This is a genomic window from Pediococcus damnosus (assembly GCF_001437255.1).
GTDB lineage: Bacteria > Bacillota > Bacilli > Lactobacillales > Lactobacillaceae > Pediococcus > Pediococcus damnosus.
In genome coordinates this window covers 1-808 of sequence record NZ_JQBD01000175.1, presented here as the reverse complement: position 1 = coordinate 808, position 808 = coordinate 1, and the positions used below count along the sequence as shown (strand labels likewise).

General features: G+C 46.3%; 1 protein-coding gene. It reads left to right on the top strand.

Translation table 11 applies throughout. The annotated features are described in order from the left end of the window. Positions 1 to 808, top strand: an 808-nt coding sequence (locus IV84_RS10515; protein WP_056986634.1) for an IS256-like element IS1310 family transposase, incomplete at both ends; no start/stop codon positions are given.

Sequence of the window (808 nt, the reverse complement as noted above, 5' to 3'; positions counted from 1 at the left end):
TAACTTAACCATTCCTCGAGATCGCAATGGCCGGTTTGAAAATCATACCTTGCCAGCCTACGGTCGGCACAGTGATAATTTAGAAACAACGGTCATTCAGTTGTATACCAAGGGAATTACCACTGCTGAAATTGCCGAACTCATTGAGAAAATGTACGGTGCTCACTACTCCAAAGCCACGGTTTCCAACATGACTAAAGCCGTCAATGAACAGGTTCAAGCTTTCCAGCAACGTCGACTGGCTTCACAATATGCGGCCATCTTCTTAGATGCCACTTACTTGCCGTTAAAGCGGGATACCGTTCAAAAAGAAGCCGTTCATATTGCGATTGGCATTCGTCCAGATGGTACGAAAGAAGTGCTGAACTACCAAGTGGCGCCAACGGAATCGACTGGAATCTGGACTGAACTGCTGGGAACCTTGATCAAGCAGGGCGTTAAAGATGTGCTGTTGTTTGTGGCCGATGGGTTAGTTGGTTTGGATGAAGGCTTGAATCGGCATTTCCCTAAAGCCAAACGACAACGTTGCCTGGTTCATGTTGGGCGGAATCTGATGAACAAAGTTCGCGTAAAAGACCGCAAGGCCGTGATCAGTGACTTTAAACAAGTTCATCGGGCCGCCAACCGTGAAGCAGCCGAACTGAAACTGAATGAGTTCGCCAACAACTGGCATCAGACCTATCCCAAATTAATCAAAGATCTGCTTAAAATGCCGAATTTACTCACTTTCATGGACTTTCCACCAGCTATCCGGCAATCACTATACTCCACTAACCTGATTGAGAACTTTAATAAGCATCTCAAGCGC